The organism is Paenibacillus senegalimassiliensis (genome assembly GCF_001486585.1).
GTDB classification, from domain to species: Bacteria; Bacillota; Bacilli; order Paenibacillales; family Paenibacillaceae; genus Fontibacillus; species Fontibacillus senegalimassiliensis.
This window is the reverse complement of the sequence record NZ_LN909046.1, coordinates 1772883-1798519: the sequence shown is the minus strand read 5'-3', so window position 1 is coordinate 1798519 and position 25637 is coordinate 1772883. Positions and strand designations below refer to the sequence as shown.

Below are 25637 nucleotides of genomic sequence, written 5' to 3'. Positions count from 1 at the left end.
GAACCTCCTGAAAATTATAGTCTCTTTACCGTCTGCCGTTCAATGAGTTGAACCGGCACGATGACCTGATCCTGAGGCAGATTGCCCGGACTTTCCATCATAGAGACGAGATGCCGGGCAGCCAGATAACCCATCTGCCCGAAATCCTGGGAAATGGTGGTCAGCTTGGGCTCAACAAAGCTGGACAGATGGATGTTGTCAAAGCCGATAATAGAGAAATCATCCGGCACGGATAAGCCGATTTCCTTGGCAAGCTGCATAATTTCAATGGCAATAAGATCATTCTCAGCCACGATTCCTGTTACCCCTTGTTCCTTTACGGATTGCAGGAAGTGTAAATAATACTCTCTACCCTTGCCGTCTTCATGAGTGAGATAACGTTCGGTTAAATCGCTCACGCTGTAATCAATCAGTTGATGATCATACAGTGCCTTAAGGTAGCCGAAATAGCGCTCACGGATGGATGAGAAGTTCTCAACCCTGAGGGAGGAAACGTAGGCAATCTTCTTGTGATTGTGATCAATCAAATGCTTGCAAGCCAAGTAAGCTCCGTTCAAGTTGTCAGCCACGACCGAAGGGAACGGAATTCCGTCTACCGTCTTGTCCATCGTGATGAGCGGATATTTGGACAAGTAGTATTGATAGAGAATCCCCAGGTCTGCATTACTGCTCACCGGGTAGAAGATTAGCCCTGAGTTCGAACCGTTCAGCGCTGCTTCCAGCAGCTTGCGCTGGCCAATGATCGTATTGGACTGAATATTCAACGTATACTCAGTGGTGGACAAAAATTCATTAATCCCTTTCTCATAATCTCCGAGTCCAGGGTTATGAGTGAACGGAAGAATGAGCAGAATCTCCTTGCCGCTCTTGGATATAGCGGAGCGGGGGGAGGGCTGCCTGTCGCTGACAAAGCTACCCTTTCCCTGAATTCGGTAGATCAATTGAGCATTCTCCAGTTCGGTCAGTGCCCGCTTCGACGTAATTCGGCTTACTTGAAAAGTCTTGGAAATTTCAGCTTCGGTAGGAAGCTGATCTCCGGCCTTCAGTTCCCCAGAATCAATCCTCGCTTTGAGTATATTTACGATGCGTTGATATAGTGGGATTTGTTCCATATGTAATTCTCCTCGCAAAATTGATATACCATTTTATTTGTCGATATGTCAAATGAATCCGCACTTTTTGGAGATCAAAGGTACTAACAATTATGTTGAATATACGACAGTTTAAACGTTTCGGCAATAGAAAGGGGAGAGACCAGGACAGTTTTGCCATTACAGCCGGTAACAGAACAGGGAAATATAAGACTTTATAACAATACCATAAGTCCCAGGAGCAGAAACAAGCTACATAGCAATAAAAAAATATAAATGTAAGCGCTTGACAAAATAAGTTGATATGCCTCAGAATAGGTCTTGTTCGGATATTTGGTATATCAAATTTAGGGGGCGACGATATGATTTCTTCAAAGAAAGGGAAAATCGCACTGTTAAGCATTTTACTATTATCTCTATTGGCTACCGCTTGTGGCGGCAAAGCAGAGGAATCCAAGGAACCCAATTCAAGCCAGTCAGGAACTGCCCAAGAGATATCACTCCTTAGACCAAGCTGGAACAATCTCAGACCGGCATCCAAGGATTTATGGATGTGGCAGGAATATGAGAAGATGACCGGCGTCAAGGTGAACTGGGAAGAGCTTAGTGATATTGGCGAGAAGAAAAACGTTATCTTGACCCGAGGCGAACTGCCGGATGCCTTCTACCAGGTGGATTGGAGCAACGGAGAGTTGTTGAAATACGGACAACAGGGTCTCTTTATCCCCCTGGAGGATTTAATTAAAGAACATGCACCTAACCTGCAAAAATATTTGGATGAAAATGAAGAGGTTCGCAAAGGCATCACTAATGCGGATGGTCATATTTATGCTACTCCGTATCTTGATCCTTATCCCGAAGGGAACCGGACCATCCGCTTGTATATCAACAAGAAGTGGCTGGATAACCTGAACATGGACATTCCGAAAACAACGGAGGAGCTTGAACAGGCGCTTAATGCGTTCGTCACGCAGGACCCGAATGGCAATGGCGTTAATGATGAACAAGGCTGGTACATGCCGAGCGGTTCCCTTGGCTGGACCTTCGAGCAGATGATGATGGGCTCCTTTGGCATTGGCAACGGCGGAAGGAAGGCGCTGGGGAACTTTATCTATGTAGATAACAACGATGAAATTCAGCTTACCATTACTTCCGATGGATATAAGGAATTACTGAAATATGAGAATCGCATGTATGAGAGTGGTGCAATCAATAAGCAGGCCTTCAGTGGCGTGGACTATGACAAATGGACAGCAGACGCGGCCAAGGATACGGTCGGAGCGTGGAACTGGGCAGCACCGGATTACATTGGTGAGAGCGTGAAGGACGATTTCGTTGCCATTAACGTGCTCGCTGGACCGGGCGGAGATATGGCTTCACTGACGGATTCCCAGGTTGCAGGCGCATCCAGTCTTGTTATCACGAAGGATGCCAAGGACCCCGCAACTATTCTGAAATGGGTGGATTATTTCTACGGGGAAGAGGGCAGTGTCTTCGGTTACCTAGGTAAAGAAGGCGTTACGTATAACATGGAAGACGGCAATATGGTCTATATCGACGAAATTCTTAACTATAAGGATGGAATTGGGCTAGGCGCATTCCAATATGTAGACAACGTATATGGTGGTTACTTCCCGTACACGGAGCTATCTCCGGAAGTTCGGGCAGCAGCGGGGAGACAGGAAGCACCGGTGTATACCGATTTGAATGAACAGACCTTGCCAAGCGTCATGCTGCCGGATCTGCCGGCGACGATTCAGGAAGCTAACGAAACTTCGTCCATTCGGGCGGATGTGAGCAATTATGTTGGGCAGATGCGGGTGGAGTTTGTTACAGGTACGAAGGATATCGACAAAGAGTGGGATAGCTATATCGCGCAACTGAAGAAGATGGGCTCGGATCGTTACTTGGAGATCAAGCAAGAGCAATACAAACGTTATAAAGAAAGCTGAGATCTGAGGTAGGGCCAAGAGGGGGATTCACATGAATCCTCCTCCCAGCTTTTTGAGCACGCATTTTAAGGAAAGGGGTAAACTATGGAATCTTCAGTAAGGAGAAAGCTTTCTAAATGGAAGGGCAAAGCAATTCTCAAACAAAAATGGCTGTATCTCATGATGCTGTTGCCTCTGACCTCGTTGATTATCTGGAATTATATCCCGATGTACGGGATTATTATCTCCTTCAAGGACTATTCTCCGGCGTTCGGCATATGGCATAGCCCATGGGTGGGGTTTGCGCATTTTGAACGTTTTTTTAATGCTTTCTATTTCAAGGATGTCATCGTCAATACACTGCGAATTAGCTTGTACAGCCTCGCCGTGGGGGTGCCTCTCCCTATTATTCTGGCGGTAATGTTCAATGAACTGCGCAACAAGAGATACAAATCGATCGTGCAGACCATTTCTTATATTCCGAATTTTATCTCTGTGGTTATTATCGTCGGCATGGTGATGTTCTTCACGTCTCCGGCTGATGGCATTATTAATTCGGCTATCGAATATTTCGGCGGGACGCCAATTGATTTCATCGGGAGTCCCAAGCTGTTCCCGCATGTCTTCGTATGGTCCGGCATTTGGCAGTCCGTAGGCTGGGGAACTCTCATCTATACAGCGGCAATGTCCGGTATTCCCCAGGATCAGTATGAGGCTGCTTATATAGAAGGTGCTTCACGGCTGCAATGCATTCGGAAGATTACGATTCCGGCAATTATGCCCACCATCGTGATCTGTACTATACTGGCAACCGGCTCGGTCATGTCTGTGGGCTTCGAGAAGGTGCTGCTGATGCAAAATGACGCCAATCTGGCTACTTCGGAGGTATTGTCTACTTATATGTACAAAGCCGGTATTTTAAACGCGGAATATAGCTTCTCCTCCGCCGTAGGATTCTTTAATAACTTGATCAATTTCATCGTGCTGTACCTGGTCAACAAGTTTGCCCAGAAATTCAGCGAGACGAGCCTGTGGTAAGGAGGGGCGCTTATGTATCAATTATCGAGAGGCGATAAAGTTTTTAATGGGTTCAACATGATTCTGGTCGGCATCTTTACATTAGTTATCCTGTATCCTCTGCTGTTTGTAGTATTCGCATCACTAAGCGATCCACGGCATATCTTCGACCAAGTCTTGCTGCTCTGGCCCAGAGGCTTTACGCTGGAGGGGTATAAGCGGGTATTTGCCAACGGGGACATCTGGATGGGCTTCAAAAATGCGGTTATCTACACGGCACTAGGGACGGCGGTAAATGTGATCATGACGACGCTGGCGGCTTATCCCTTGTCACGGCGGGATTTCAGAGGACGTAACGTTATTACGATGCTGTTTACTTTCACCATGTTCTTCTCCGGCGGTCTGATTCCAACCTACATCGTCAACGAGGGTCTGGGAATCGTGAATACTATGTGGGTCATGATTATTCCCGGCGCGGTCAGTGTGTACAACATGATTATTATGCGTACGTATTTTCAGCAAAACATTCCGGTTGAACTGGAGGAGAGTGCCTTTATCGATGGGGCTACCGATATTCAGTTGCTGCTTAAGGTAGTCCTTCCGCTCTCAACGCCTATTATTGCAGTAATGATGATGTTCTATGGCGTGGGTCGATGGAATGGATATTTTGATGCCATGATTTATTTGTCAGACCGGAATCTCTTCCCGCTTCAGCTTATCTTGCGTGAAATTCTGGTGCAGAACCAGATGGGGGATGCTGCGAACCAGGCGATGATGAGCGTGAATCAAAGCGAGGTCAGCGCACTGAAGCAATCAATCAAATATGCCGTTGTCGTCGTTTCCAGCGTTCCGGTGCTGCTGTTCTATCCGGTCGTCTCGAAGTATTTTGAGAAGGGCATTATGATCGGGGCGATCAAGGGGTGAAACATACGTTCAATGAAAGATTTACAGACTACTACTTGAATACCGAAAAAACCTATAGTAACGTATGAAGTTGGAAGCAGCTTATCTAACTTACAGGAGCTAGTGGCGTATGAGCAATTATTTGGAGATTCCGGGGTTCGAGGATGCAATTCCGTTCAGAACATTTCTGAATGACGGAATGACGATTGTCTACCCCCATTGGCATAAGGAAATCGAAATCATCTATTCGCGCAAAGGGAAAGTGAATATCGGAGTTGATGAAGACATCGTTCAGCTTGAAGAAGGGGAGATTTATTTCTTCCCCAGTGGGGAGGCTCATTATTTCCTGGCTTCTCCCGACAGCGAGCGTTATGTCTTTCAATTCAATCTGAAGTTATTTGATGAGAAGATTCTGCGAACCTCGGAGGACTCCTTATTGAGCTTGTTCGAATACGGGGAGCCGCTGAGCCGCAATTGGCCAGAGCCCCTTGCCCGGAAAGCTACAGAGCTATTAATCAACTTATATAGAATAGAAGAAAGCAAACCCGCAGGAACGAATTATTTAAGCTTGGGATATCTCTACCAGCTCATGGGTGAATTCTACTTGAACTTGCCTCGGCGCAAGGAAAAGAAGAAAACGACGAAGCGCTCTACCATTCAGCATAAGGAAACGTTGGATCTGCTGAATCAGGTGTTTGAATATGTAGAGAACCGGTATCAGGATGTAATCGCGGTCGAGGACATCGCCAAGTTCGTCGGCTTCAGTCCCTACTATTTTACCCGCTTCTTCAAGACGAACACGGGCCAGACCTTCATGCAGTTCTTGACGGAATATCGCCTTAATCAAGCCAAGTTCATTTTGGCTAATGAGAAAATACCGATGGTGGACGTTGCTGAGAAGGCAGGCTTCGCCAGCGTGAAGACGTTCCATCATGTATTCAAGGAAGCGGTGGGGCAGTCGCCCCTGCAATATCAGAAGAGTTTGAATACCCACTAAAAAAGTTAGTATTAGAAGGACCTGGACAAGAAGAGCTTGTCCAGGTTTTTTTGTCTTATGGGAGCATGAAGGCGCAATATTCGGGAATTTTTGAGGGGAAAGTGGGAAGAAAGAGTGTTAGGGTTTGGCTATAATAAAGTCATTAAATAAAAACGTTTTCAGGAGGATGGTTATGACATTAAAGGTTGGAATCATTGGTTGCGGCGGGATTGCTAACGGCAAGCATATGCCAGCGTTGTCTCAGGTGGAAGAAGTAGAACTGGTAGCATTCTGCGATATCGTTGTGGAACGGGCCGAGAAAGCCAAGGAAAAATTCGGTACGGAAAATGCCCAGGTCTTTGATGACTATAAGAAAATGTTGGCTAATACAGATTTGGATGTTGTGCATGTGTGTACGCCTAACTCTTCCCATGCGGAGTTGTCTATTGCAGCCCTTGAGGCAGACTGCCACGTAATGTGCGAGAAGCCGATGGCGAAGACAGCAGAAGAAGCAAGAAATATGGTGGAAGCAGCCAAGCGCACAGGCAAGAAGCTGACGATTGGTTATCAAAACCGCTTCCGTACGGATTCCAGATACCTGCAACAGTTCTGTGAAGAAGGCGGTCTGGGCGATATTTATTTCGGTAAGGCACATGCGATTCGCCGTCGTGCAGTACCTACATGGGGCGTATTCCTGGATGAAGAAGCCCAAGGCGGAGGCCCGTTGATTGATATCGGTACCCATGCCCTTGATTTGACGCTCTGGATGATGAACAACTACAAGCCTAAATATGTGGTTGGGAAAACGTATCATGCCTTATCCCAAACTAAAAATGCTGCCAATGCATGGGGACCTTGGGACCCTGAGAAGTTCACCGTCGAAGATTCCGCTTTCGGATTCATTGTCATGGAGAACGGTGCTACGATCTTCCTGGAGTCGAGTTGGGCACTGAATAGTCTGGATGTGAAGGAAGCGAAGACAACGCTTTGCGGAACTAAAGCGGGGGCTGACATGAATGATGGCTTGACCATTAACGGTGAAGATCACAGCTTGCTCTATGAGAAGAAGGTTGAATTGAAGACTGGCGGCGTTGCTTTCTATGATGGCTCTGGTGATAAACCGGAAGTGCTTGAAGCGAAATCCTGGGTGAATGCTATTCTTAACGACACGGAGCCTGTGGTTAAGCCGGAGCAAGCCCTGGTTGTTACCGAGATTCTGGAGGCACTCTACAAATCGTCGAAGACTGGCGAACCCGTCTATCTATAGGAGGCAGTCGATATGAAACCAAAAATTGCTTTGCAGTTATGGAGCATTAAGGAAGTTTGTGAAGCAAATTTTCAAGAGGCCCTGAAAGAGGTTAAGAAAAGTGGTTTTGATGGCGTTGAATTTGCTGGATATTATGGCAAGAGCGCTGTCGAAGTCAAGGGCTACCTGGACGAATACGGATTGGAAGCGGCGGCTTCTCATATCTCCTACGAGAAGTTAAGAGCGAATCTGGAAGAGACGGTGGCCTTCGAGAAGACCATTGGCAATAAACGCATCGTGGTTCCTCATGCTACCTTCAGCACCTTTGAAGAATGGCAAGCCTTCATCGCGGAGATGGAAGAAATGGCCGTGAAGGTGGCCGAGGAAGGAATGGAATTCTACTATCATAACCATGCTCATGAATTTACGGAAATTCCGGGTCAGGACATCATCGATTACATCTATAAGCATGCGAAGCACATCCATCTGGAGATGGACCTGTACTGGCTCGCTTATTCCGGAATAGACGTATTCGCTTGGCTGGAGGCACATAAGGATCGGATCGGGCTGCTCCATATCAAGGACATGCAAGAGTCTCCGAAGGAGAGCACCGAGATTGGATCAGGCATTTTGCCTATCCAGGAGTATGTTGAACTAGCTAAGCAATTGGCCTTGCCTTGGTTGATTGTGGAGCAGGAAGCTTTTCAACAATATCAACCTTTGGAGGCAACCTCGATCGGCTACCGGCAATTGAAAGCCTTGGTCGAGGAGGTGTACGCATGATCCAGGTTACGGTATGGAATGAATACCGTCATGAGAAGACGGATAAGGCTGTTCAGGAGATGTACCCGGAAGGGATTCATGGACAGCTAGCCAAGTTCTTGACCGAAGACCAATTTACGGTTAGAACCGCCACCTTGGATGAGCCGGAGCATGGCTTGACGGAAGAGGTTCTGGAAGAGACGGATGTCCTGATTTGGTGGGGGCATATGGCCCATAACGAAGTTCAGGATGAGATCGTGGATCGCGTGCACAAGCGCATTCTGGAAGGCATGGGACTGGTGGTTCTGCATTCCGCCCATTTCTCTAAAATCTTCAAAAAGCTGATGGGTACGTCCTGCGACTTGAAATGGCGGGAAGACGGGGGCAACTGTCGTATCTGGAACGTCAATCCAAGTCATCCAATCGTGGAGGGTATTGGCGAATTCATCGAGCTGGAGAAAGAAGAAATGTACGGCGAACACTTTGATATCCCGGCACCGGATGAACTGATCTTCGTCAGTTGGTTCCCGGGAGGAGAGGTGTTCCGCAGCGGTTGTACTTACCGCCGAGGCAACGGGAAGATCTTCTACTTCCAGCCAGGACATGAAACTTACCCTAGTTATTACAATGAAAAGGTACAAAAAGTGATCAAGAACGGAATTCGATGGTGCGCCCCGACTCAAAATCTGTATCCGGCATATGGGCACTATGAACGACGTCAAAAATAGAAGGAGTGATCGTCAATGAAACTGGGTGTATTTACTCCCTTGTTCAACAATCTGAGCTTTGAAGAGATGATTGACGAGGTTGCCCGTAAAGGCTTGCAAACCGTGGAGATCGGCACGGGAGGTTATCCTGGTAACGCTCACCTTGATATCGACCATCTGCTTGCTAGCAGTGAAGCGAGACAAGAATATTTGGCCAAGCTTGCGGATAAGGGCCTGGAGATCTCTGCGCTGAGCTGTCATAACAATCCAATCTCGCCCGTGCAGGAAGTGGCGGCGGAAGCGGATGAGCTGCTGCGCAAGACGATCAAGCTGGCAAGTCTACTGAATGTTCCTGTCGTGAACGGATTCTCTGGCGTGTCGGGTGGCAATGCGACCGATACCCAGGTGAACTGGCCTGTCTTGCCTTGGCCAACAGAATACGATGACAGCTATACCTACCAGTGGGAGCACAAGTTAATCCCATATTGGAAGGGCATTAACACGGAAGCGGAAGCGGCAGGCGTGAAGATCGGAATCGAGCTTCATGGCGGGTTCCTGGCTCATACTCCATATACGATGTTGAAGCTTCGGGAAGCAACGGGCAAGGCTATCGGTTGTAATCTGGACCCCAGCCATCTGTGGTGGCAAGGCATTGATCCGGTTGCTGTGATCAAGATTCTTGGCGAGGCGGGTGCCATTCACCATTTCCATGCCAAAGATACCTACTTGGATCAAGACAACATTAACATGCATGGATTGACGGATATGCAACCTTACGGCAATGTGAAGACCCGGGCCTGGACATTCCGTTCGGTGGGCTGCGGCCATGACCTCAAGGTATGGTCGGATATTATCTCTGCCCTGCGCGTCTATAATTATGATTACGTCCTGAGCATTGAGCATGAAGATCCAATCATGTCCATTGATGAAGGCTTGACCCGTGCGATTACGAATTTGAAATCCATCATGATTCATGAGCAACCATCAGCGATGTGGTGGGCATAAAGGAGCAATAAGTATGTCAATCATCAACTTGGCCGTAATTGGCTACGGCGGTATGGGTTCTTACCATACTCACCATCTGATTCCTACGGAGCAGGACCGGGTTCGTGTCGTAGGGACCTATGATATCTCCGGGGAAAGACGGCAGCTCTCCAAAGATAAAGGCTTGGAGGCTTATGAAAGCCTTGAAGACGTGTTAAATGACTCAAATATTGAAGCTGTTCTTGTAGCTACACCTAATGACTCTCACAAGGAAATAGCCATCCAAGCTTTGCGGGCTGGCAAGCATGTGATTTGTGAGAAGCCTGTGGCGATGAGCACGCAGGAGCTTGATGACATCCTGGCGGTTGCCGAGGAGACGGGCAAGGTGTTCATGGTACATCAAAACCGTCGTTGGGACCCGGATTTCCTCATTATTCGCGAGTTGTATCAGAAGAAAACCATCGGCAGCCTGTTCCAACTCGAATCCCGTGTGCAGGGAGCCAACGGGATTCCAGGAGACTGGCGCCATCTGCAACAGCATGGCGGCGGTATGCTGTTGGACTGGGGTGTCCATCTGTTAGATCAATTGTTGTGGCTGATTGATAGCCCTATCAAGAGCGTGCAGGCAGACCTCAGCTTCATCCTGGGTGATGAAGTGGATGATGGCTTTATGAGCTATATTACCTTCGAGAACGGTGTTAGAGCCTTGGTGGAAGTGGGAACGACGAACTACACCAAGCTACCTCGCTGGTATGTGAAAGGCTTGGAAGGAACCGCGAAGATCGATGATTGGGATCTGTCAGGCGAAATCATTGCCGCTACGGGTCGCGAGGATGTTCAAGCCCCGGCGCCAATTCAAGCTGGCGTAGGCTTGACCAAAACGATGGCACCTCCATCCGAAGAGGCTACCGAGAAGCTGACCTTCCCGGAACCGAAAGCGGAGTATGCGCCTTTCTACCAGAACTTCTATGAGGTCGTTCGTGAAGGCGCAGAGCCAATCGTGAAGAATCATGAAGTCCGCAAGGTCATGCAGCTTATCGAACAAATCTTCAGCATCACCCAAAAGGGATAAGGGTTCTGATTATTCTGACCCTTGCCCAGAACAAGAAATCCGTGAGCATCCATTGCTTGCGGATTTCTTTTGTTTGCCTATTCCTAATTGCAGAAAGGTGAATGTGGAAAAGGATATACCATGATATGTTGCAATGATGATGTAGAAAATGGCGGATCATAGTCTCATTTACAGATAAATATTATATTAATATACTATGTTTATTGGAAGCGCTTCATTTTTTTATTTTACCTTCTGGGGGCGATCGCATGATGAACGTATTGGTAGTTGATGATGAAAGCACGGAGCGAGAAGGAATCAAAAACTTGATTATTCAACACAAATTTCCTTGCCGCATTCTGGAAGCCGAGAACGGACACGCAGCCGAAAAAATACTGAAGCGCAGCAGTATCGATATCCTCATTACCGATGTGAAGATGCCCTTGATGAACGGGATTGAGTTATGCCAGGCCGCGCGGAAGGTGCAGGAGAATTTGAAGATTGTCATTTGCAGTGGTTACGGAGAATTTGAATATGCCAGAAGCGCGATTAAGCTTGGCGTAGTTAACTACTTGCTGAAGCCCTTGATTCATGAAGAATTTGTAGAGGTGATGGAGGAGATTACGGAAGAACAAGCCTTTGTGGAGCCAAACAGGACAACAGAGGAATCCAAGGTGATCCAGCAAGTGAAGGATTTTGTGAAGAATCACTTTCAGCGGGACATATCCTTATCGGATGCGGCCAATGAGGTATACCTTTCGCCAGGCTATTTAAGTATTTTGTTCAAGAAAGAGGCCGGGGTTAATTTCTCGAAGTATTTAACGGATTACCGCTTGCGGAAGGCCAACTATTTGCTCAGTAAGTCCAATATGAAGATCAACGATATTGCGGAATTTGTAGGCATTGATAATCCGTCCTACTTCTGCAAGCTGTTCAAGACGAAGTATGGTGTCAGCCCCGCTCAGTACAGAAAGGGCTAAATCATGATGATTCGGTTGATCAAAAGCAAATTTAATGACCTTAAGTTCCGCGATAAGTTGCTACTCTCTCATCTTATCATCGCCTTGATTCCCATCCTGCTGCTGGGGCTGTTATCTTTCTCGCAATCTTACAATATTCAGATGAACGAAATGAACAGTGAAGCCCAGTCCAGTCTGGAGCAGACGGTGAATATTCTCGATTACAAGATCAATCGTTACAACATGCTCAGTGAATTTATTGTGCTGAATCGGGAGTTCTCCCGGATATTTCTGAAAAATTACGAGGACAGTTACTTCAATATCTATCTGGACTTTCGCGATATCATGGACCCTCTGATCTCACAGACCAAGTTCATGGACGCCGATATTGAGGAGGTCGAATTCTATACCTCAGGGGATTTGCTGGGTATCCGGGACAATATTCACCCCTTAAGCGAACTCAAGAATAAGCCGTGGTTTGACGGGAACGACAGTAAGCGGTGGATTGTACATGACAAGCAGGTATATCTACTACAACAATTAATCGGCAACGGAAAGACAAGCAGCTATATGGTCATTTCCATTCGCTATGACAGTATCTTCTCAAGTCTCGAGGGTCTATCCGAGCATATTTCCGTTTCTATTGAAAATGAACAGCAGCAGATCATTTATCCGGCAGCCAAGCAGCAAATGGTGCATTCCGAGCGGACTACCGAACTGCGGAAGGCGTTGAACAACAATGATTGGACGTTGCACTTCTCGGTATCCCACGCCAATGCCTATAAGAATGCGCTGACGATTTTTCAGATTACTTTCTTTGTTATTGTGCTAAGCCTGCTCATTACGTTCAGTCTGATTTATATCTTCTCCAGCAGTTTTACCCGCCGAATTGTGCATCTCAAGAACAAGGTCGACAAGGTGGAGCAGAACAACCTGGGGATTATCATTCAGAGCCATTCCCGAGATGAGTTCGGGGAACTGACCAACGGAATCGGGAAGATGCTGCGGCGAATTAATCAGTTAATCAGCCAGGTGTACCAGGCGGAGATTGCCAAGAAGGAAAGTGAGTATAACCAGTTGATTGCCCAGATCAATCCGCATTTCCTATACAATACCTTATCGTTTATTAATTGGAGGGCCGTCAAGAAGCAGGATATTGAAACCGGTTATATGGTGAACGCTTTGGCCAAATTTTACCGAACAGCCCTGAACAAAGGGAAAAACCAGGTGACGATCCAGGATGAACTGGAGAACATCAAGGCTTACCTTGATTTGCAATTCATTTTGCATGACGGGAATTTTGAGGTGGATTATCAGGTGGACCCGGAGCTGCTCAACTACCGCATTATTCATTTTATCCTGCAACCGATTGTGGAGAATGCCATCAAGCATGGCTTTGCGGAGCCTGGTGAAGGCGAGCATCAGCTAGCGATCTCGGTTTATGCCGAGCGCGGAATACTGGAAATGAGGGTGGAGGATAACGGAATTGGCATGTCGCCTACACAGCAACAAATGCTATTAATTGCAGAGAGTAGTGGGTATGGCATCCGTAACGTCAATGACCGAATCAAGCTGTATTATGGCACCACGTATGGTTTGGAACTGATTAGTGAAGCCAAGGTGGGCACTACGGTGATCATCAGACTTCCTTACCAGCCCTTATAGATGAAGGAAGGACTTTATTCGAAAACTAATATAAATCGTGCTACGAATCCAAAAAACGTTGCATAGAGACCTCATTTGCAAGCGGTTACAATTAGGGCATAAACCAATAAAGGGGTTAGTGCGATGCAGAAAAGGTGGAAATGGGCTTTGATTATGGCAGTGTGCCTGAGCATGCTGACAGTCACGGGTTGCGGAGGAGGAAGTAGCAATGGGAGCGGTAATGCTGCCGATACCATGGCTCCCGGGGAGAATGGAATCAATTACGAGCCCTACGGAAAATATGAGAAGCCCGTAGAATTTACGATTGGCCGTCACACGAATCATATTAACAATCTGCCGGAAGGTGACACGATCGAGAACAACCTGGCAACCCGGTATGTAGAGAGCAAGGTCAATGTAAAAGCGAAGGTAGCCTGGGAGACCGACGATATGAAGCAGAAGCTATCTTTATCCATGACAACTGGAGATTTGCCGGATGTCATGCTGGTTGACCGCGAGTTGTTCAATCAGTTGGTTGATAATGATCTGATCGCTGACTTAACGGAAATTTATGAAAAGACGGCTTCTGAGGGAGTGAAGGAATTTTACGGCTCCTATGGAGACTTGTTGCTCGATCAGGTGAAGGTCGATGGTAAGATTATGGGCTTGCCGATGACCAACATAGGCAACCAGCATCAATTGTTGTGGGTGAGAAAGGACTGGGTCGATAAGGTGGGCGCAGAGCTTCCCAAAACATTAGATGATGTCTGGAATCTGGCACGAACCTTTATGGAGAAGGATGCCTCGGGGACGGGAAAGACGGGCGGCTTTGTGATGGACCAGAACGCTATGAACTTCTCGCCGGTATTTGCCGCCTATGATGCTTTCCCGACGCAATGGATTAAGAATGCAGAGGGCCAGGTTGTATATGGCTCGGTACAGCCGGAAATGAAGGAAGCTCTGCAGGATTTGAGCGACCGCTACAAGGAGGGCCTGATTGACAAGCAATTTGTCATTCGTTCCAATGAGGAGAAGGAAGCGCTGGTAATTAACGGCCAGGTGGGTATGCTGTTCAATCCTTGGTGGATCGGCTACACCAACTATAAGGATTCCATCAAGCAAACGCCGGAGGCAAAGTGGGTAGCTGTATCGGCCCCTGTGGATGACAACGGCAAGTTCAAGACCATCCGTCAAGACCCGGTGGGTGGCGGAATCGTGGTTGTGAAGAAAAGCTATCCTCATCCGGAAGCGATTATGAAGTCCGTTAATGTGACAACCGATTTCTTATATTCCTTGACAGAGGATGCAGTGCAATACAAGCTGGACCATCCTGACGAGCTCTTGACCGATAACAGCCGCTGGAATAATGACCCGACACAAATTCCTATGCAGGTTGACTATGATGATGTGCTGAAAAGGTATTACGAGGATATTATCAAGGCCGACGAAGCGGGTGACGAGTCTATCATTCAGGAGGACCGTATCGTATCGCTTCGGGCTTATCAGGAATTCAAGGAAAAAGGCAATGAGGTAGATGTGAATACGTATGGTGAATACCTCTCGCGTATTGAAGGACAACGGGAAGCCAATAACCCGAATCTGGAGGTCATCCTGGCAGGCTTCTATGGCACAACGGAAACGATGAAGCTGAAATGGACCAACTTGAAGAAGATGGAGGAAGAAACCATCCTGAAGATTATTATGGGCGAAGCGCCGATCAGCGAGTTCGACAAGTTCGTTGAGACCTGGCACCGCACGGGCGGAGACGAAATTTTGGCCGAGATTAATGCGTAATGACTTTGGGTGCAGGATGTGATAAAACATGGCTCAGACCGAAACTGAATTAAGCCGCAGACCGCATATACCGCTGCGCAACAGCCGTATCCGGCAGCGGATGAACGGACTTACCTACCATGCGATGCTGCTGCCTGGCATGATCATGCTGTTCATCTTCTCCATTGTACCGATGTTTGGCGCGGTCATGGCGTTCCAGCGATTCATTCCTGCCAAGGGGATCAGCAGATCCCCCTGGGTAGGGCTGGATAATTTCACTTATATGTTCCAGCTTCCCGATAGCCAGCAGATTTTCATCAATACCATGGTAATCGCGGTTGGGAAAATTGTACTGGGATTGATCGTCCCGATTGTTTTCGCGCTGCTGCTGCATGAGGTTCGGCTTAAGATGTTCAAGAGCACGGTTCAGACCATCGTTTATTTGCCTCACTTCATGTCCTGGGTTGTCTTGGGGACGATGCTGACCATGATCTTCTCCTACGATGGGATGGTGAACAATCTGCTGGAGCTGCTGGGGCTGGAAAGGATTATGTTCCTGGCGAGTAATACCTGGTTCCGCCCGTTGCTGATCCTGACCGATACCTGGAAGGAGTTTGGTTACGGGACGATCATTTATTTGGCCGCTTTAACGGCCATCAATCCGGCCTTATACGAGTCGGCGGCTCTGGATGGCGCGAATAGATGGAAGCAAATGCTGCATATCACCTTGCCGGGCATATTCCCGACCATTGTACTGCTGGGTACGCTTAGCTTGGGCAATGTGCTTAATGCGGGCTTTGATCAGGTGTTCAACATGTATAACCCGCTGGTATACGAGACAGGGGATATCATTGATACGTTTGTTTATCGAATGGGTCTGATCAATATGCAGTATTCCTTTGCTACAGCCATCGGCCTGATGAAATCGGTCATCAGCTTCGTGCTCATCATCATCTCCTACAAGCTGGCATCCAAATACGCCGGATACAGGATTTTTTAGGAGGACTATGACTATATGGTACAGTCGCAGACGTTAACATCCAGACTCGTTAATATCTTGATTACGGCCTTGCTTATTATTATCGCCTTCATGTCGCTGGCCCCTATGCTGAATACAATCAGCATCTCCATTAGCAGCAGCACGGCTGTAAATGCCGGAAGAGTCAACTTTCTGCCTATCGATATCAACTTCTCTTCCTATGAAAAGATTTTGAATGATACGAAATTTTGGAATTCCTTTGTAATCTCGGTGGAACGGGTTGTCTTAGGGGGCGCCATCAACATGCTGCTGACCATCCTGATGGCCTACCCGCTGTCCAGGAGCGTCGGTCAGTTTAAGTCAAGAAATATTTATATGTGGGTGATCATATTTACCATGCTGTTCAGCGGAGGGATCGTCCCCTGGTATATGGTCATCAGTGAGCTGAAGCTGATCAACACGATCTGGGCGCTAGTGCTGCCGGGCGCAGTCCCTGTATTTAACGTCATTCTGCTGATGAACTTCTTCAAGGGCATTCCCAAGGAACTGGAGGAGGCGGCCTTCATGGATGGAGCGGGTCCGCTGACCATATTGGTCCGAATCTTCCTGCCAGTATCCCTGCCCAGCTTGGCCACGATTACTTTGTTTGTCATCGTCGGGCACTGGAACAATTTCTTCGACGGCATTGTGCTCATTAACGACAATAACAAGATTCCGCTGCAGACCTATTTGCAGCAGCTCAGCCTTACCCGGGATCAGATGCAAAATCTGACGGTAGAGCAGTTGCAGCAATACAATAAAATTTCCAATACAACACTGAATTCGGCAAAAATTCTGGTATCCATGATTCCGATTATGTTGATCTATCCCTTCCTTCAGCGTTATTTAATCCATGGCATCGTGCTTGGTTCGGTGAAGGAGTAGCAGAGAATGAAGGCTGATGCAGGAGAATAGTTATGAATCATAATCTGAGCTCTTGGGAGGTTGGAAATGAAATTGAAGAATGGTAAAAAGCTAGTTGCCCAAATGTCCAGTTGTCTTCTAGCGTTCGTGCTTGTCTTCACGGTATGGTTCAGCGGAGGAGCGACTTCGGCCAGCGCGTACGAGAGTACAGACGCCGATGTGGCGATGAAGGCGTTCAATGAGCAGTTCTGGGACCCGCAAGCCAAATACTTCTGGGAGAATACGAATCACGGGGATGCCTATCAAGGCTTCTGGGTTGAGGCGGAGTTATGGGAGCTGGTGATGGATGCCTATCTCCACACCTCAGACCCGCAATTGAAGACACAGCTTCGGGCTCAGATTGATGATATCTTCGATGGTACGGTGGCGAAGTATGGACCGGATTGGACCAACAACCCCTTCAACGACGATATTATGTGGTGGGCCATGGGCAGTGCAAGAGCCTATGAAATCACCAATGATGCCAGGTATTTGGACAAAGCGAAATATTACTTCGACTTCGTGTACGACACGCAGTGGGACGATACGTTCGGCGGGGGAATCTGGTGGCTGAATAGCGAGCATGTGACCAAAAATGCTTGTATCAATTTCCCGGCCGCTCAAGCTGCCATATTCTTATATGAGATCACCGGAGATGCTCATTATCTGGATGCAGCGACCCAAATTTTCACCTGGGGGAAGACGGTCCTGACCGATGGCAACGGCAAGGTATTTGACCGGATTGAGCCGGTGGCCGGCCCGATTCCTCATGCAACGCACTACAATCAAGGGTCCTTTATCGGGGCGGCAGTAGGATTATATCAAGCGACTGGGGATTCGGTCTATCTGGAGGATGCCATAAAGGCAGCCAATTTTGCCAAAGAGCATCAGGTGGATGAGAATAATATCCTGAACTATGAAGGTCCGAACGGAGATTTGAAGGGTGGAAAAACTATTCTTCTCCGCAACTTCGCTTATCTATTAACTGCATTGAAGGGGAATGAAATTCCCGCAGCACAACGTCAGTTTGGCGAAGAACTGGGAGATTGGCTGGCCTTCAATACGGAAATGGCCTGGAGTCACCGCAATGCAGATCACCTTGTGGATGGGAACTGGGTTGGCCAGAAGGTATCCGGCATTTATGATTCCTGGACCGCTTCTAGTGCAGTGCAGGCCTTAACGGTATTCGAGCCTGCGGACGTACCCTTAAGCTATGCGGTCAAAGATGCGTATGAGAAGATTGAGGTAAGAAAATACAACATTGGTAAGGGCTTTGTGCTGGAGGGAAGTCCGGAAGGTTCCTTGCAGCTTGGGGGCATTCAGAATGGGCATTATGCGGCTTACAAAAATGTGGATTTCGGTAATGAGGGCGCTGTCGGAGTTATTGCCCGCGCCTCCAGCGCCACCGGGGGCGGCAAGATTGAGGTCCGCCTGGATGGCCTGGATGGTCCTGTAGTGGGTACGATTCAGGTGGAAGGTACGGGTGATTGGAGCCAATTCATGGATGCCGTGGCCTTGTTGAAGGATGAACAGGGCAATCCGGTTCAGATCACTGGCATGCACGATGTATATTTCTTGTTCCAGAAGACGCAGGACGACTACCTGTTCAACTTGAACTGGTTCCGGTTTACGAAGAGTGACCCAACGAGGACCAATGCTTTTGCCAAATTGCAGGCCGAGAACTTTGATGTTAGCCAAGGTCTGGGCGTTCATACCGGGGACGGGTATCTGGATCATATTACGAACGGAGCCTATGCCTTATATCGCGATCTGGACTTTGGCAGCGGTGCAGCGGGTGTTACGTTATATGCTTCCAGTGGACATGAGGGCGGAACAGTTGAGATTCGGCTGGATAGCCTGACAGGGCCCATGATCAGCGAGGTTCCTGTCCCGGCAATGGGAGATTGGAACAACTGGGTCAGTCTTATGGGAATTGTGGATGAGGGAACGGCAACCGGAGTGCATGATGTTTACTTGGTGTTCAAGGGCAAGAACGGGTCTGATTTCCCTTGTAATCTCGACTGGTTCAACTTCACCACGGTCAAGGGGAAGGCCCGAGATGCCTATGGCAAAATAGAAGCAGAGGATTATACTAATGCAGCTAGCCTAGGAACGGAAACGGGCGGAGGACAGACATATTTGGCCGGCTTGTTTGGTCCCAATGAACCGTATGCGATGTACAACTATATGGATTTTGGCCATATCAGCCCTCAGAAGCTATACATTCAAGCCGCAAGTGATACAGCCGGGGGAACAGTAGAAGTAAGAATGGATAGCATGCACGGCCCTGTTATTGCAAATGTGCCTGTTACCGGAACGGGAGGTTGGCAGAATTTCCAGGTCTTCTCGGCAAATGTTACGGCTCAGGTAACAGGTAAGCATGTGGTATTCTTCCTGTTCAAAGGCTCGGATTGGCTATTCAATGTGGATAAATATACGTTTGGCGATCCAGCCGTATTTACCACGCTAGCGGAGTGAGAGAGGACCGATGCGGATATGATTCCTGCATCGGTCCTATTTTTCTGTCATAATCAGGTACAATATGTGTACAATGGTATACATAAAATCGGTGTGCGGATTTATATATTAGCGGTGAAGAGGGATGGATATGAAGAAAGCCAACGCCAATCTCATGAAGGAGATTAATCTGAACATTGTCCGTCAGACGATGAAGGGAGTCGAGATCGCAACCAAGCCGCAATTGGCTTCTTGGACCAAGCTGAGTGTGGTCACGATTAACTCCCTGGTGAGGGAACTGTGCGAGCTGGGAGAGATTCTTGAGGATCAAACTGCGCCCTCTAGTGGTGGTCGGCCGGCGCTTACCTATCGATATAACTTTGACTTTAGCCATGCCCTGGTTATTTATATGAGGGAGAAGCAAGGTCAGGAGTTGATTTCCTTTGTGGTCGTGAATCTGGACAATCAAATCTTATTTAAAGAAGAATTATTAATGTCTGTATTTGACCGGGAGCAGTTCTATGAGTCGATCGGTGGAATTGTCGCAGATGATCCAGCGATAAAGGTAATTGGCATCGGTATTCCTGGACAGGTCGTAGGCGGGGAAATTACAGTAAGTGGACATTTGGAGCTAAGAGGTTTTCCGCTTATTCACGAGATTGAATCCCATTTCGGACTTCCGGTGATGGTGGAGAATGATATTAACGCTGCATTAAGGGGCTATTGTGCGAAGAATGGCCTTGATCTGGAGGATGAGGTATGTGTGGGGGGCATGTACTTTCCAGAGACCTACCCGCCAGGAATGGCTATCTATATGGATGGTAAAATCTTCAAAGGGAAAAACGGAATGGCCGGTGAAATTTCCTTTCTCCCTGCCTTGGGGCTGGACTGGCATGGTCAAATTGAGGAATTGAAGTTCATGGAGACGTTGTGTGGCATCATTCAAGCTGTTAGCGTCATTCTTGCACCGGATCGAATCGTGGTATATCAGGATAGGATGGCGGAGGAAGCTCAGTGGTATCCTTTGTGGGAGACGTATCAGCTTCAATATCCGGTGCCTTCCTATCCCGAGATTATTTTCCAAGAGACATTCCAGCAAGACTTCGAAGCAGGTATGCGCTGGTTAACCTTGAAGGAACTGGAGCCTGCGAGGCAAATACATCAATGATCATGACAACTTTACGACGGTTTGGATATAGCATATTGACACTTAAATAGGGTCTGTTATATTTAATAAATATACTTTATAAAGTTATTTTATTATCTTGTAATTGGGAGAAGACATATCTATGGCCACGTGGTTTTTAATTCTGATTTATCTTGCTTTTATTAGTCTGGGGCTTCCTGATTCACTGCTGGGTTCAGCCTGGCCTGTCATGTGGCCTGAGCTTGACGCCTCCTTGGGATCGGCTGGAATTGTCGCTATGGTCATTGCTGGAGGAACTATTGTATCCAGTCTGGCCAGTGGATATTTGGTGGAACGACTGGGTACAGGGAAGGTAACGATGCTTAGCTGCGCCCTGACCGCCGGAGCGCTACTGGGCTTCTCGATGTCTCCTTCCCTGGGGTGGCTTATTTTGCTAGCTGTTCCACTTGGGCTGGGTGGAGGCTCCGTAGATGCGGCGCTCAATCATTACGTAGCCGAGCATTACAAAGCTCATCATATGAACTGGCTGCATTGCTTTTGGGGAGTGGGAGCTACGGCGGGTCCGTTCATCATGTCGGCCTATCTGGCCGATAGCGGCTCTTGGCGAGGGGGATACTTTGCCGTATCTATGATTCAGTTCGTGCTGGTCGCCATTCTGCTTGTGACGCTTCCGTTGTGGAAGCGCGTGGCTGCAAGCCGCGAATCCGAGCAGCGGGAAGCGCAGGCTGTTGAGCCTTTGCCTGCGCCTCTTCCCGCCAAGGACGCTAACACAAATGTCCTACGCTTAAGAGGAGTTAAGCCTTCTTTGCTCGTCTTTTTCTTCTTCTGCGGTGCTGAATCGACAGTGGGACTGTGGGGGGCCAGCTATTTGGTGGGAGTTCAGCAAGTTACGGCGGAGACCGCTGCGGGCTGGATATCCCTGTACTATGGCGGAATCACTGTGGGGCGGTTCATTACCGGCTTCATCTCGCTCAAGGTTCAGAATCGTGTCCTGATTCGCGGAGGACAACTTGTGGCCCTGAGCGGTGGAATCATGTTGTTTCTGCCGCTGCTTGAAGTGTTCTCGCTTGTTGCCATCATTCTGATTGGCCTGGGTCTGGCTCCTATCTACCCAGCACTGCTTCATGAGACACCAACCCGGTTTGGCCGCGAGAATTCAGCCAAGCTCATGGGTTATCAAATGGCGGTAGCCTATACCGGTACAACCTTGCTACCACCGTTCTTCGGATTAATGGCGACTCAAATTCATATTGGCCTGTTCCCGTATGCTGTTATTTTGCTTCTGGCCCTGATGCTGCTTAGCGCAGAGCGAGTGAACATGATTCTACGACAACGGGTCAAACCCAGTGATTACTAGTTGAACATGGAGAGGAAGAATGAAATGAATCAAAAGGAAAGAATGCTGGCCGGATTGCCGTATAAAGCCTGGCTGGATGGATTAAGTGAAGCACGTATGGAGAACAAACTGAAGGTCTGGGAGTACAATTCCCTGCGGCCAGACGAGAACGGCAAAAAGGATGAATTAATCCGCAGCATCTTGGGTGAGGCGGGCGAACAGGTGCATATCGAAGCCCCCTTCCACTGTGATTATGGTAAGAATATTACGGTAGGTAACAACTTCTATGCCAATTTCAATTGTATTATCCTTGATGTGGGCAAGGTGGTTATCGGCAATAACGTCATGTTTGCTCCTAATGTAGCAATCTATACGGCGGGGCATCCGATTCATCCGGATTCCAGAAATTCCGGTTACGAATACGGAATCGGGATTACGATTGGCGACAATGTGTGGATTGGCGGCAATGTGGTCGTGAATCCCGGTGTGACGATTGGCAACAACGTCGTGATCGGCTCAGGCAGTGTAGTTACGAAGGATCTCCCTGACAATGTCATTGCTGTCGGAAATCCATGCCGCATTATACGCGAAGTTACGGAAGAGGACCGAAAGTACTATTTTCGAGATCGAGTATTTGATGTAGAGGACTATATTTGAACAGGGATAGGAGAGGAACGCGGTTATGCTGACAGAGAAACAAAAAATGCTGGCCGGAATGTTGTACAAGACTTCGGATGAAGAATTGGTCAAGCAGCGGGATATCGCCAGAAATGCCTCAACTCGTTATAACCATACAACGGAGGAGCAAAAGGAGGAGAGACGAGAGATTCTGGAGGGACTGCTAGGTTCGTTGGGGAAAGACATTGAACTTGCTCCCATTGTTCAATTCGATTATGGCTGCAACACTTATATAGGCGACAACTGCTACATTAATTTTAATTGTACCTTCCTGGATTGTGCAGAGATTCGAATTGGTAACAATGTCTTTCTCGGCCCAAATGTTTCATTGCTTACGCCGGTGCATCCGTTGCTGGCCAGCGAGCGGAATTTTCGGTTCGATGACCAGGGAGAGCGTTATCTCATTGAGTCCTGCAAGCCGATTACCATTGGCGATAATGTATGGTTTGGAGGCAATGTCACGGTCACTCCCGGTGTGACCATCGGTCATGATTCCGTTATTGGTGCTGGGAGTGTGGTCACCAAGGATATCCCGCCGGGCGTCGTGGCTGCGGGTGTTCCGTGCCGGGTAATTCGGGAAATTACGGAGGCTGACAGCGTGTTTGGATGACCTTCTCATGCCCTATCCTACCAACGACCTAATCCCTTCAGTGAATTTGAATTCGGGTTCGTTTCTGGTAAAATCTTTACATGTCGTTGGTTGCTGGGTACAGCCAAACGAACAGGGAAGAGTCCAAGGGGGAGGGACACCATGAGAAAACTAGGTGGTTTGATCTTTTTATTTCCTGTGATTTTGTTGAGTATTTTTTTATGGAGAGATTATACAAAAGAAATTGAGGACCTCAACGATAATCCACCGGAAATAGCAGAAATTTATTATTTTGATGAAGGACATAAGGCAGTTGCCGTCAGCTTCAAGGAATACAGGGAGAATATGCAACTGCAAATGTTCGACGCGGCAACCGGACAATTGCTGAAGGAAGGGGAAATCCTTTCTGATATTCATGGACAACTGGTAGCTTCATACCAGAAGGGTTCACTTGTCATCAATTCCCATGTTCAAAGCAGAGGCTTGCAAGTCAATGTGCTGGATTCTTCAGGAAATCTGCAGGAACTCGCTCAAAGCAGACTGGATATTCCCACCTTCCTGAGCTCGGATATGAAGTTGTGGCGAGGTCGCCTGATTGTTGCGGGGAATATGATGGGAACGGCGTTGTATGTGGCACAAATCGAGGATGGCAAGCTTGAGATGGTGAACCTGAATGCAGAGGGATTATTCCTGGCCAGACCAGAGCGTGTTGCTGAGGTGCGCGACAGCTTTAATCAGGGGATGGCTGTTCCTATGTACAAGGTGGATCTGGTGAATGACAGAACAGCATACATAAGCGGGATTCTGGACCAAAATCAGCAACCTGTGGTCATGATGCAGCCGGAAGAGGGGTCTTCCTTTGAGGCGGAGGAACAGGCGGCTGCACAATTTGCCAAGCATTTTAACCTGGACGCTACCAAGCTGGTTCGGGTAAATAGCAGCTTCCCGGAGCAAGCTCATTATTATAACGCCTCCACGGATGATTGGGGGAACGTTGTTCCTACGCCTCAGCCGGTGTATCAAGCCAGGGTAATTACGCTAAACAGCGAAGAAGTGTTAATTACCGGTTCGTCGACAGAGGATGAACAGGATGGTCAAGTAATCGGTTATCTGTTGCATGAGAAGAATGGACAATTCACAGATGTGTCTACGCTTGTAGCTCAGCTTAGCTATGAAGAACTGATGCAGAGCGAGACGGCATTCTACAAGGAGAATGGCAGCTCCAAGCTGTACTATTCGGCCCAAGGGAAGTCTGCCGGAATCATGGATGTGGCGAGTCAAGCCGTGCAGCACCTCACGGAGAATCAGATGCAACAGTGGAGATTTGCGGACCTGCGCACAGTCTCTCTGCAAAGCTTCTGGGCTTATCTGCTTGAGGGAGGAGCCCTGGTCATTAACTGGCTGGTCTGGGTACTCATTATTTCGTTTATGTTGATTTCGCTTATATTTGCTCCTAAAATTGCCAATAAGGTCAACAAATCCGCCGTAGCCAACGGTGAAATTAAGCAAGGTACGATTGTGGGGATGCGGGAAACCGGTCTCTACGTTAATGAACGTCCTCAGGTTGAATTCAGGGTCCACTTCGATGATGGGGGACAGATGAGAGAGGTCGCGATTAAGAAGGTCATTTCTTTCCTTGAAGGAATTCGGGAAGGTGACACGGTAATGATCTCCTACAATCGTAAACGCAACAAGGCGATCTTCCTGACCAGTGACCAAGCGGTGAATCAAGCCCAGCCCGAGAAGCAAGAGCGCATTGAACGCGCAGTGCTGGAGCGGATTGACCCTTATGGGGCTGCGGGAAGAGGTCAGGCGCTTCTGCTTCACTTCAAGGCCGGAACGGACCGTTACAGTGTTCCTGTCGTGCAGGCGGCCGGCTTCGAGTACCAAATTGGTGAACGAGCCAACCTGATGGTGGTGGGTGGTGTAACGCGAATTCTTGGTTATGGGCCATCCATGCGCTCGATTGATGAGAAGATGCTTACTCTGCAAGGTAAGATTGTGCAGATCAAGAAGGAGCCGATCACGATTCAAAATCGTAGGCTGATGGTCATCGATGTGGTCATTACCGAGGGAGCGGAGCAACTAAGAAAGAGCAATAGCTTGTTCGTGCCTGAGAATATGCCTATTCACGAGGGCGTTACTCTGCCGATGTCGATTCGAAAAGACGACCTCGACAAAGAGCGTCGTTTGTTGAAAGGGAAGCAAGGTAGTGCCAAAGTCGTATCGGTGTCCTATCTGGGAACGGTGGGCGAACGTCCGCTGGCTCGTATTACTGCCGAGCGGGCAGGAACACACTATATCATCGAGCAATCCATCGAGCCGCTGTATGGCGTGCAAGAGGGCGACGAGTTGTGGATTACGTACGATGAATCCACTCGCGAAGCCTTGATATTGAATTATACATCTTAAGCTCTAACACACATTAGCCTCCATCCTGCTGCGGGATGGAGGCTTTGTTGTAT

General features: G+C 48.1%; 21 protein-coding genes. 20 read left to right on the top strand and 1 reads right to left on the bottom strand.

All coding sequences use genetic code 11. The annotated features are described in order from the left end of the window. Positions 1–14: 14 nt before the first annotated feature. The gene (locus BN3279_RS22420) at positions 15–1112 is read right to left on the bottom strand and encodes a GntR family transcriptional regulator (RefSeq protein ID WP_059054125.1); all 1098 of its coding nucleotides are present in this window, start codon (positions 1110–1112) and stop codon (positions 15–17) included. A gap of 341 nt (positions 1113–1453) precedes the next feature. On the opposite strand from BN3279_RS22420, the gene BN3279_RS22415 reads away from it, so the two are divergent. The 20 genes from BN3279_RS22415 to BN3279_RS22320 all read left to right on the top strand — a co-directional run bounded on the left by BN3279_RS22415 (position 1454) and on the right by BN3279_RS22320 (position 25584). Beyond that, complete coding sequence (locus BN3279_RS22415; protein ID WP_059054124.1) at positions 1454–3043, top strand: extracellular solute-binding protein; 1590 nt, start codon at positions 1454–1456, stop codon at positions 3041–3043. A gap of 159 nt (positions 3044–3202) precedes the next feature. Continuing rightward, positions 3203–4060 (top strand): ABC transporter permease, encoded by an 858-nt coding sequence (locus BN3279_RS22410; RefSeq protein ID WP_316245769.1) that lies wholly within the window; start codon positions 3203–3205, stop codon positions 4058–4060. Between the two features lie 12 nt (positions 4061–4072). Continuing rightward, positions 4073–4963 (top strand): carbohydrate ABC transporter permease, encoded by an 891-nt coding sequence (locus tag BN3279_RS22405; RefSeq protein ID WP_059054120.1) that lies wholly within the window; start codon positions 4073–4075, stop codon positions 4961–4963. Positions 4964–5072: 109 nt separating this feature from the next. Further along, on the top strand, positions 5073–5939 hold the full coding sequence (locus BN3279_RS22400) for an AraC family transcriptional regulator (protein ID WP_059054118.1): 867 nt from the start codon (positions 5073–5075) through the stop codon (positions 5937–5939). A gap of 172 nt (positions 5940–6111) precedes the next feature. Further along, positions 6112–7185 (top strand): Gfo/Idh/MocA family protein, encoded by a 1074-nt coding sequence (locus BN3279_RS22395; protein ID WP_059054116.1) that lies wholly within the window; start codon positions 6112–6114, stop codon positions 7183–7185. A gap of 12 nt (positions 7186–7197) precedes the next feature. Further along, positions 7198–7947, top strand: coding sequence for a sugar phosphate isomerase/epimerase family protein (locus tag BN3279_RS22390; RefSeq protein WP_059054114.1), 750 nt, complete (start codon positions 7198–7200; stop codon positions 7945–7947). Continuing rightward, a complete protein-coding gene (locus BN3279_RS22385) occupies positions 7944–8654 on the top strand; it encodes a ThuA domain-containing protein (protein WP_059054113.1) in 711 nt (236 codons plus the stop codon). The genes BN3279_RS22390 and BN3279_RS22385 overlap by 4 nt, the downstream gene beginning before the upstream one ends. 15 nt (positions 8655–8669) lie before the next feature. After that, positions 8670–9638, top strand: a complete 969-nt coding sequence (locus tag BN3279_RS22380) for a sugar phosphate isomerase/epimerase family protein (protein ID WP_059054110.1) — start codon at positions 8670–8672, stop codon at positions 9636–9638. 13 nt (positions 9639–9651) lie between these two features. Continuing rightward, positions 9652–10689, top strand: coding sequence for a Gfo/Idh/MocA family protein (locus tag BN3279_RS22375; RefSeq protein ID WP_059054109.1), 1038 nt, complete (start codon positions 9652–9654; stop codon positions 10687–10689). A gap of 248 nt (positions 10690–10937) precedes the next feature. After that, the gene (locus tag BN3279_RS22370; protein WP_059054107.1) at positions 10938–11648 is read left to right on the top strand and encodes a response regulator transcription factor; all 711 of its coding nucleotides are present in this window, start codon (positions 10938–10940) and stop codon (positions 11646–11648) included. 6 nt (positions 11649–11654) lie between these two features. Beyond that, positions 11655–13292, top strand: a complete 1638-nt coding sequence (locus BN3279_RS22365) for a sensor histidine kinase (RefSeq protein ID WP_059054661.1) — start codon at positions 11655–11657, stop codon at positions 13290–13292. A 123-nt stretch (positions 13293–13415) separates the two neighbouring features. Next, positions 13416–15065 carry an extracellular solute-binding protein gene (locus BN3279_RS22360; RefSeq protein WP_059054106.1) on the top strand — a complete coding sequence of 550 codons (1650 nt, stop codon included), beginning with the start codon at positions 13416–13418 and terminating at the stop codon, positions 15063–15065. Positions 15066–15165: 100 nt separating this feature from the next. Continuing rightward, a complete protein-coding gene (locus BN3279_RS22355) occupies positions 15166–16044 on the top strand; it encodes an ABC transporter permease (protein WP_187377850.1) in 879 nt (292 codons plus the stop codon). A gap of 15 nt (positions 16045–16059) precedes the next feature. Continuing rightward, positions 16060–16947: a carbohydrate ABC transporter permease gene (locus BN3279_RS22350; RefSeq protein WP_059054104.1), complete on the top strand. Its 888-nt coding sequence runs from the start codon at positions 16060–16062 to the stop codon at positions 16945–16947. 66 nt (positions 16948–17013) lie between these two features. Then, positions 17014–19443, top strand: a complete 2430-nt coding sequence (locus BN3279_RS22345; RefSeq protein WP_059054102.1) for a carbohydrate-binding protein — start codon at positions 17014–17016, stop codon at positions 19441–19443. A gap of 130 nt (positions 19444–19573) precedes the next feature. Next, positions 19574–20590: an ROK family protein gene (locus BN3279_RS22340; protein WP_059054101.1), complete on the top strand. Its 1017-nt coding sequence runs from the start codon at positions 19574–19576 to the stop codon at positions 20588–20590. A 121-nt stretch (positions 20591–20711) separates the two neighbouring features. Beyond that, positions 20712–21926: an MFS transporter gene (locus BN3279_RS22335; RefSeq protein WP_059054099.1), complete on the top strand. Its 1215-nt coding sequence runs from the start codon at positions 20712–20714 to the stop codon at positions 21924–21926. Between the two features lie 24 nt (positions 21927–21950). Further along, complete coding sequence (locus BN3279_RS22330; RefSeq protein ID WP_059054098.1) at positions 21951–22562, top strand: sugar O-acetyltransferase; 612 nt, start codon at positions 21951–21953, stop codon at positions 22560–22562. A gap of 25 nt (positions 22563–22587) precedes the next feature. Beyond that, the gene (locus tag BN3279_RS22325) at positions 22588–23193 is read left to right on the top strand and encodes a sugar O-acetyltransferase (protein ID WP_148466897.1); all 606 of its coding nucleotides are present in this window, start codon (positions 22588–22590) and stop codon (positions 23191–23193) included. 177 nt (positions 23194–23370) lie between these two features. Beyond that, on the top strand, positions 23371–25584 hold the full coding sequence (locus BN3279_RS22320) for a hypothetical protein (protein WP_232436933.1): 2214 nt from the start codon (positions 23371–23373) through the stop codon (positions 25582–25584). Positions 25585–25637 lie beyond the last annotated feature (53 nt).